Genomic DNA, 8,244 nt, shown 5'->3' with positions numbered 1-8,244 from the left:
AAATCGATGCAAAGGGTCGCTTCAAACATAAAAGGAATTCAAATACACAACCCTTTTGCGCCGCAAGTTCAGTTTGCTGGTGGGGGGAAACTCCCTTATAATGCTATTGAAGGCAGTAACTTTAAAGAAGAGCTTATTCGACGAATAAAGGAACTTGCTAATGTTGAGAAAGGCGATATCGGAATAAATAAAGCCACTTCCGAAAAAGTCGTTAATGCCTTGTCTAATTTCAAAAGCAGAAAAATGACATTTGGAAATCGACGGTTCTTACTAGATAAAAAAGGGATGAAGCATATTTTGGAAAGGCATCATCCTAAATATTGGGATGGATCAGTTAAAGCGACACAGTCTTTTTTCAAGAAGGATTTGTCTACAGAAGATATAGCTAACGCTATAGAATCTATTTTAAAACAAAACCGAGGAGTTTTGACTGAAAAAGACTTTAGGGGAACAACAGGTAAGCAGCAAATAACAGGAACGTATAACGGAGTAAAATATGTAGTTGGTTTTAAAAAAGGACGAATAGGTCAATTCTATCCAGTAGAGTAGGTGGAAATTTTGTTTTATATTAATACATTAATTCGCAGACCAGATAGAACAATTACTGATTTATCGATATTGAAATCTCAGCAAAATGATTATTTTGTAGATATTAAGAACATCTATGATTTAAAAAATATAGAACGTATATTGGATTTTGACTATCTTGAAGGCGCAATAATAATAAAATTTAATGATCAAATTTTGATGGATGTAACCACATGGGACTTAGTTGATGATTTGTGGGCATATTTATTAAATGTAATCGAGAATGTTTTGAGCACAGGATATGGTGAAACTTACTTTCCAGATCAGCCGTTACGTTTAAGTATGCGATCATTAGCTAATGATTTATTACTTTTTGAACTAGATGCTCCTACTCAAATTAAAGCTGCCGTACCTAAAAGAGATTTCCTTCTTGCTTTAATTGAAGGGGCGGACTATTTTTTTGAAAAAATGAATGAATCCTTTGTAAGTAACGTAGATTATAATGGTGAAATTGATATGATTGAGTCTTTGAGAAAAAAATTTCTTGCTGATATTTAAAATACACCTTCTATAAATTAGATAAGTATTTCGGTGGTTTGTCCGAAAGAAGCTGGTCATAAATGCGTATTATTGTGAAATAAATTTTGATGGGGTACAAAGGCTCTCTGGAAAGAGAGCTTTTTCTTGTGAGCTGGGGATGAGATTGATTAGATCCAAACTATGTCAAACAAAGATATGTAGTATGTGTGTTAGGAGGTAAAACAGTAATGAAGAAGAAAGATATTAATTTCCTCGAAGAGTTGCTTTATAATACAGAAAAAGACAGCACAATAAGTCGGGTAAGAAACATTGATGACCCTTTGTTGCTCCATGTTTTTGCAGCGAATTATAATTGGAATAGTGGTTTTGAAGTTCCAAAAGCAATTCTAGAGAATGAAAATTGCGATTATGGTACGGGGTTATTAATGTTCCATTATGCAGACGGTTATCGTATGCTCGAAAGCCCAGACGATGTTTCAGCATCTGCTTTAGAAGAATGGAAGGATTTTTTAATTCAAACATATCAAAACTTATAAATTTGCAGTTTAATTCTCAAAATATTTCATTCGATCCTGAAATAACAAGGGTTCATAGGTTTAAGTTGAAAAAAAATAACCCGCATATTCCCGATGCTTTACTTGATAAGTCACCAGGGGTTTTGATTGAAGTTCCAAAAATTTAATGCGTTTTTCACCTTGAACGGCAGTGCCTTTCAAGGTTTTTGAACAAATTGGAGAAACCCAGCAAGGAATAGGGCGGAATTATAGGCGTTTTGGGAAGAAGCCGGGTGAGATGTTTTAAATATGGCTACCGGAATGGTTGCTACGTCTGTCGTCGGCACTAAAGGCGCAGCTATAGAAGAGGAGGTAGCTTTATGCAAAAAGAAGAGTTTGTATCACTTTGGGTAGGCAGTATCAGTTCTCCAGAAGAATTAGAAAAGATTCTTAAAACTTCTTATACTGAAGATGGTGATTTTATTCCTTCAATATTTGCTCATAGCTTTAATATAGAAAGGTACGACGAGTCTGTTCGTGAAGCAGATTTTTATGAAGAGTCTAGTAACTCAGTAAGTCGATTATTAGAAGACTTCTCTTACGATCATACGATTATCCCCGAATTTATTTCAGTATGTGGAGAGCACCTGACAAAAAATTATAATGCGGTGGTACTCTTATATAATTTCGACTATAAAGGTGTCAAAAAGAAGGTATCTATTGGTGGCGGTGAATTTAAATTTTTAGGTTCAGTTAAATATATGTAATGAATACTCAAATTTCAATGATGATAAATGAATATATAGAAAAAGATGATTTTTTCGGAGCAGTACCCGATGAAGGTATTTCGAGGGCTGAAGAGAAATTAGGATGCAAATTTCCAAGGCAATATAAAGAGTTTGTTAAAGCATATGGCTCAGGAGGAATATGTGGAGTTGAGGTCTTAGGAGTAGAGGGAAATGGATATGCTTCAGTAGTTGATGCTACAGAAAGATTTAGAAAATTTGGTTTACCTGAGGAATACTTAGTTGTTGAAAATGTGGACGAGTTTGTTTATTGTCTCAATACTGGAGAAAATCATTGTGTAATAAGGTGGGATGACATAAGCAAAAAGGAGATTGAAAGATATTCTAGCTTTGATGATTATTTACAAGACAGTTTTCAAGAAGCAATAGATAACTGGTAAGGAAAAGCCAAGATTTAAAACTCCACCTCTAAAAAAGGCGGGGTTTTTGTTTTAGAAGGGAGACGATTAATTGTGAAAGCCCTTTTTACCTTAATGTTTCTTAAATTATTCCTCTCCTACATTGACCAAGAAACCAAATATAGGATATGCTTTGGTGAGAGACCTGTAAAAATGAGGGATTTTTGTAAGGGGGATTTTTTGAGGAATGAATAGTGGCTCCACTGTGTGGCAAAGAAATTTTTCCTTTCTGTTTGTCTCTAAAATGGTGAAAATAACCGCAGACAGCTTTGCTTTTACTTCTATTTTGTGGTTTCTCATTTTAGATGGAAAAGGGGCTGTCGGAACAGGTATGCTAATAGCTGTCACCCTTCTTCCCCAAGCTTTAATAGGACCGTTGATTTCACCTTTTATGAAACCAAAAACTCTTAAGTTCTGGATGTTCTCCGCAGATATAACAAGGGCTTCATTGATGCTGATCATTCCAATTTTTTATTTTAGTGGATTTTCACCATTATGGTTCATTATTTCACTAATGCTGATACATTCGGCAACTGGGGCTTCTTATGATCCTGCATCCATTTCCATGATTCCGCAAATTGTTAAGAATGAACTTATTCAAAAAGCTAATGCCACCATAGAATCTTCAGCCCAAATTGTAAAATTGGTCTCGTTAATGGTTTGCGGTATATTGATTGCTGTAATAGGCGCTGCTTATACAATGCTTATTATATTTCCATTTTACATCGCTTCAGCCTGTTTAGTTCTGTGTATTAAATTTAGCTTGAAAGAAGAAGGGGCTCAGGAACAGAAACCAAAAGGCGCATATTTTAAAAAGCTAAAAAGAGGTTTTGTACTTGTTCGAAATCATCATATTTTGCTTCCGCTAGCCGTATACTGCATTTTGTTGAATATCGGTTCAGCTCCTTGGGAGGCGCTTTCAGCGATCTATCTGTCAGAAGATTTAGGCGGCGGTTCGGTCATTCATTCTTTCATAAGAGTAGCAACAGCTACCGGAGCCTTTTTAATGGGGTTTATCTTAACTAAAGTAAGAGTGAACCGATATGGACTATTGTTTGTCTCCGCTGGAATTATAGAAGGAATTGCACTTTTCATAACAGGAATGAATTCAGTTTTATTACTACTTCTTCTCGCAGCATTTGTTTTGGGGGCTACCATTAGTGCCATAAACGTACCTGAACACACCATTATTCAAACCTCAGTTGCAGATGAAGATCAGCCGCAGGTATTTGCTGTTATTAGAATGATCTCTCATGTGATGGTACCATTAGGGGCTTTAATTAGCGGCTATGCAGCTGCTGCCTTTGGTGCAGGAAAAGTTATCGCTTTCGGCGGACTGATTGAAATTCTAGCTGGAATTGCGATATTAACTCTTACGAAACTAAGTAAAACCAATCGTTCAGACATGATAAGGGATAAAGAAGAAAGTTTAAAAATGTAAGAAAATTCACACGTTTAAATGCCGAATATTTCAAAATGATTAAGAAAGGGGTTTTTATTTTGGTATATAAAAGCGTAATACCTTATGATCTAGTGGCAACGAAAATGAATTATTGGTATGTAGCTCTTAAAAATGACTGGGTTGATGAAGCTGAAAAAATGAAATCTGAGGTTAAACAAGAGATCGCTATAATGGAAGAAAATCAGGATGTCCTTATATATTTTTCATTGCTTGAATTCCGTCATAAGCTGATGTTGGATTACATTTGTCCAGAAGCAGCAAAAGATATACAGGTTCATTATGAAGAGTTAAGGGAAAAGACTAAAGGCGGGAGAAATTTGAATGGTATGCTCGAATATTATTACTATTTCTTCACAGCAATGTATCATTTTAGACAGAAAGAACTTCTTCATGCTTTAGCTTACTACCAAAATGCCGAAAATCAATTGAATTCATTTGAAAGCGATGATGTTGAAAAGGCAGAATTTTATTTCAAATTGTCAGAAATTTATTACTATATGAAACAAACATATTTTTCAATGTATTATGCTAATCATGCATATAAGATTTATTTAAAACAGCCAACATATGGACAGCGTAGAGTACAATGCCAATTTTTAATGACTGGTAACTGGCTGGATAAAATGAATCCTGAAAAAGCCCTGGAGCATACCAGCAAAGCACTGTCAGATGCAAAGGAATTACAAGTTGATTATTTAATTGGTTCTTCACACTTGAATATTGGAATATGTTATAATCAACTTGAAGAACTTTACAAAGCAGAAAATCATTTTCAAATGGCTGCTGAACTTTATAAAAATGAAAAGCACAGCTTTTTGCCAAAAGCCCTCTTTAATATTTCGCACGTTAAAGCGAAACAAGAGAAGTGGATTGAAGCAGAAGATCGGTACTTTGAGGGTATGGAATGGGCTCAAAAATTTGAGGACCAAGAATTCCTTACAAAGCTGAAAATGATTTACGGGTTGTATTTATCATTTGACCTTGACACAGTTCGAGAATCCTTTGAGTTCTTCAGTGAAAAAGGTATGTATGCAGACATAGAAGAGTATGGAGTCATCACGGCAGAACTTCTACAAGGAAAAGAAATGCTACATGATTCACTTGAGTTTTACCGAAGAGTAGTTGAGGCAAGAAGACAAATACAAAGGAGTGGGACAGTACATGAAAGCTAAGTTGCTAATTTGCTCTATCCTGTTATTAGGTGCAGTTGGTTTATTGGGCACTTCTTACGATCAATCAACAAATACAGCATATCATGTTGCTGACAGGGTAGCAATTTAACTCTGAGACTGCTAAATTAATATATAGAACCTTTAAAAGAGACCAGTACGTGAAACTCACCGTGAGTTTATGGGCTGGTCTTTTTCATTTCTGAAATATCGATTAGTTTTCCGGATTTCACCAATATATTCAAGCCAGTAAAGAAGCGGCTCTCAAATATACTCCCAGCACCAGATTTGCCTCTAGAAAAAATGGGAGGATTGATGCTGAGGAATGCAATTAAAGTAAATCCTAAGTGAAAAGTGATTAAAGTTATGTCTAATCAATTGTAAAAATGTGTATTATTTTTGAATTATTTTTCAATTATACACCATTTGACAATTTTTTCATCCTTTTGGTGTTAAGCTCAAGGTGTCTATTAAATGGACAAGCATTTAATAGTTAAACAAAACGAAAAGGGGATGTGTTTATGTTTAAAAACAAACTCAAAAAAGTAGCGGGAGCGGTTGCAGTTGCTGGGGCTCTGTTGGTATCCGGATTACCTGCAAGCGCTGCGCCGGATTTAACTCCGATTCGAGACAAGTATCCAGACGCCTATCAATTCCAATGGAATGGCAACAATACTGTAACTGTTTTCTTTAGAGACAGCCAAGGTAAATCTTATCATGAAACATATACATGTGTTACGGTTATACAAGGAACTTGCTACGTGTATAAGTAAACCGTAAGACAAAATTCTGTCTCAATCGTTTGTATTCTTATTCTTCCTGAGACAGAATTTTTTTCATTAACCAAATCAGTTACTTTCACCTCTCTGTGTCCAAATCCTCTTTATTTATGCCCCTCTCGTTGATCAATGAAAACAAAGCTGGAACAGTTTTCTGCGGCACCATCAGAATATGCTTGCGCCAATATGAGTTTTTCACAGTTTACATGGGAGAGCTGAACAGCGGCCGCAGCACACCTTCAGACTGACTGGGGCCTAAGGGTCTTGGCAAGCGAATAATGTCGGAGACGCTCTCATAGCATCATTATTGAAAAATAAGTCTGTTTCATGTGGTAATCGATTGATTCCAGATATTTCTGAAGTGAGAGTGTCAATGAAATGGAACATTCCTATCAAAGTCCCGGCATTCCTGTAAGTTTTTAGCTCACCATCGTTTTTCACAAGTTATCATTCATTAATGTCTAAACGCGAGTAGATTCGTATAGTAAGACATCATGGGTTTCTTCCATGACTTTTATTTCTTGCGTAACCACTAAGCGGCTGATTTACATCATCAATAGGCAAAGCTATAAGTTTGGCAGAACCTTTCTTGCACCTAAAAACAGCCATGAACAAAGTACAAACGGCATTGTTAGGGCAGGGAGTCCATATGGCAAAAGATACGTGCTGAGGCCTGCTGTTATAGGCACTGTCAGACAAGCTGAAATGATCCCTGACAAAAATGAAAACCGGTTATGTTCACTTTTAAAAATGGCAGATACGGCCAGGATTGTTAAAATTGCATTATACCCGTAAAGACCCAATGTTATGAGAGAACGCTCTCCTCCTAAAAGGAATGCAATGATGATGGCAACTGCATTTCCGATAACTGCATAAAGTCCCAGTTTTCTTCCTGCCCAAAATACGGCTAGAAAAATTAAAATCCCGGATACTGTGTTATTCAGAAAAAATACTTGTCCAATTCCATGAAAGACCCCGTCTACTAAATTGACTCCCCCTGCTGTCTTTAGTTCCCAGTGTGTTAAATCCTGAGGTATCAGGGCAGAGCTTAATTTAACCCCATTTAATTTGTATGAAGCCAGCAATATAAACCATGTCAGGATAACAAAGGGGAATGTAAGAATTGGAACTTCGGTTCTTTTCGTAAAATGCATCATGGCGGCTGTAAAAATGGCTGCTAAGGCTGATCCAATTAAAGCGACAAGCCACATGTAAGGGCCAGTTAAGAATGATGCCAATGCCATTCCTGTTAACACAGAATTATATCCTAATAGACCCTCATTTATAATCTTTTCATCTGCCGCTCCCAATTTCCCTACTAAAGTACCGATAATAGCGGACAACAAAGCGATTATACCTAAATAATAGGAAAAAATAGTAATGGCTATAAGGATTAGAAAGCCGGTCATAACATTCTCAATCAGGATGACTTGAGAGATGCCTTTGAGAGAAGCTGTTATTAAACGGGAAAACACCCCCTCGCTTAATAAATGATGTTTGTTTTTTCGCATAATGAATATTCTCCTTTCTTTTCAAGGTTATATATCTTCAGTGTATCATATATAAATTTTTGAATATATAAATTGACATATATGTAAAAAATGATATACATTTAAAACAGAAGCAGGGGAATCAAATATATTTTCAGTTTTTTAGTTTTTGCGCTTTCAGCTCAGAATGTTAATGAACTGGCTCCCCCTTATATGAATGCTCACCGTTTGGTCGTAATAAAAATACAGGGAGGTTTTGTGATGCAACTATTACCGCGTGAAGTAGACAAGCTTATGATTGTTGTGGCAGCAGATCTTGCGAAGCGACGTAAAGAACGGGGATTAAAATTGAATCACCCGGAAGCAGTAGCCCTGATAACGTATGAAGTGTTGGAAGGAGCACGGGATGGAAAAACAGTTGCGGAGTTGATGGAATATGGAACAACCATTTTGTCGCGGGAAGATGTAATGGAAGGCATTCCGGAAATGATTGATGATATCCAGGTAGAAGCTACATTTCCAGACGGCACAAAGCTTGTAACTGTACATAGTCCAATTAAATAAAATGGATAGGAGGC

The 8,244-nt window shown here is 36.3% G+C and carries 9 protein-coding genes and 1 pseudogene; 9 read left to right on the top strand and 1 reads right to left on the bottom strand.

The window, feature by feature from the left end; all coding sequences use genetic code 11:
• The 8 genes and pseudogenes from LQ247_RS18765 to LQ247_RS18730 form a co-directional block, all read left to right on the top strand.
• A partial coding sequence (locus LQ247_RS18765; protein ID WP_231006409.1) for an EndoU domain-containing protein occupies window positions 1–549 on the top strand: 549 nt, incomplete at its 5' end.
• 9 nt (window positions 550–558) lie between these two features.
• On the top strand, window positions 559–1,086 hold the full coding sequence (locus LQ247_RS18760; RefSeq protein WP_216920643.1) for a hypothetical protein: 528 nt from the start codon (window positions 559–561) through the stop codon (window positions 1,084–1,086).
• A gap of 209 nt (window positions 1,087–1,295) precedes the next feature.
• Window positions 1,296–1,750: pseudogene (locus LQ247_RS18755) on the top strand (DUF4274 domain-containing protein).
• A 192-nt stretch (window positions 1,751–1,942) separates the two neighbouring features.
• The gene (locus LQ247_RS18750; protein ID WP_026579688.1) at window positions 1,943–2,329 is read left to right on the top strand and encodes an immunity 22 family protein; all 387 of its coding nucleotides are present in this window, start codon (window positions 1,943–1,945) and stop codon (window positions 2,327–2,329) included.
• A complete protein-coding gene (locus LQ247_RS18745) occupies window positions 2,329–2,748 on the top strand; it encodes an SMI1/KNR4 family protein (protein ID WP_231006407.1) in 420 nt (139 codons plus the stop codon). Before LQ247_RS18750 ends, LQ247_RS18745 begins: the two co-directional genes overlap by 1 nt.
• A gap of 205 nt (window positions 2,749–2,953) precedes the next feature.
• On the top strand, window positions 2,954–4,207 hold the full coding sequence (locus tag LQ247_RS18740) for an MFS transporter (protein WP_144497662.1): 1,254 nt from the start codon (window positions 2,954–2,956) through the stop codon (window positions 4,205–4,207).
• A 59-nt stretch (window positions 4,208–4,266) separates the two neighbouring features.
• Window positions 4,267–5,400, top strand: a complete 1,134-nt coding sequence (locus LQ247_RS18735) for a Rap family tetratricopeptide repeat protein (protein WP_025811520.1) — start codon at window positions 4,267–4,269, stop codon at window positions 5,398–5,400.
• Window positions 5,401–5,918: 518 nt separating this feature from the next.
• A complete protein-coding gene (locus LQ247_RS18730; protein WP_020451531.1) occupies window positions 5,919–6,170 on the top strand; it encodes a hypothetical protein in 252 nt (83 codons plus the stop codon).
• Window positions 6,171–6,742: 572 nt separating this feature from the next.
• On the opposite strand, the gene LQ247_RS18725 is transcribed toward LQ247_RS18730, so the two are convergent.
• Complete coding sequence (locus LQ247_RS18725) at window positions 6,743–7,687, bottom strand: urea transporter (RefSeq protein WP_231006406.1); 945 nt, start codon at window positions 7,685–7,687, stop codon at window positions 6,743–6,745.
• A 240-nt stretch (window positions 7,688–7,927) separates the two neighbouring features.
• Between LQ247_RS18725 and LQ247_RS18720 the strand changes: the two genes are divergently transcribed.
• The gene (locus LQ247_RS18720) at window positions 7,928–8,230 is read left to right on the top strand and encodes an urease subunit gamma (protein ID WP_020451534.1); all 303 of its coding nucleotides are present in this window, start codon (window positions 7,928–7,930) and stop codon (window positions 8,228–8,230) included.
• The last annotated feature ends 14 nt before the right edge of the window (window positions 8,231–8,244 follow it).

This window comes from Bacillus sp. BS3(2021) (assembly GCF_021043345.1).
Lineage (GTDB): Bacteria > Bacillota > Bacilli > Bacillales > Bacillaceae > Bacillus > Bacillus paralicheniformis.
The sequence above is the reverse complement of the archived record's forward strand: the minus strand, read 5'-3'. Positions and strand labels throughout refer to the sequence as shown.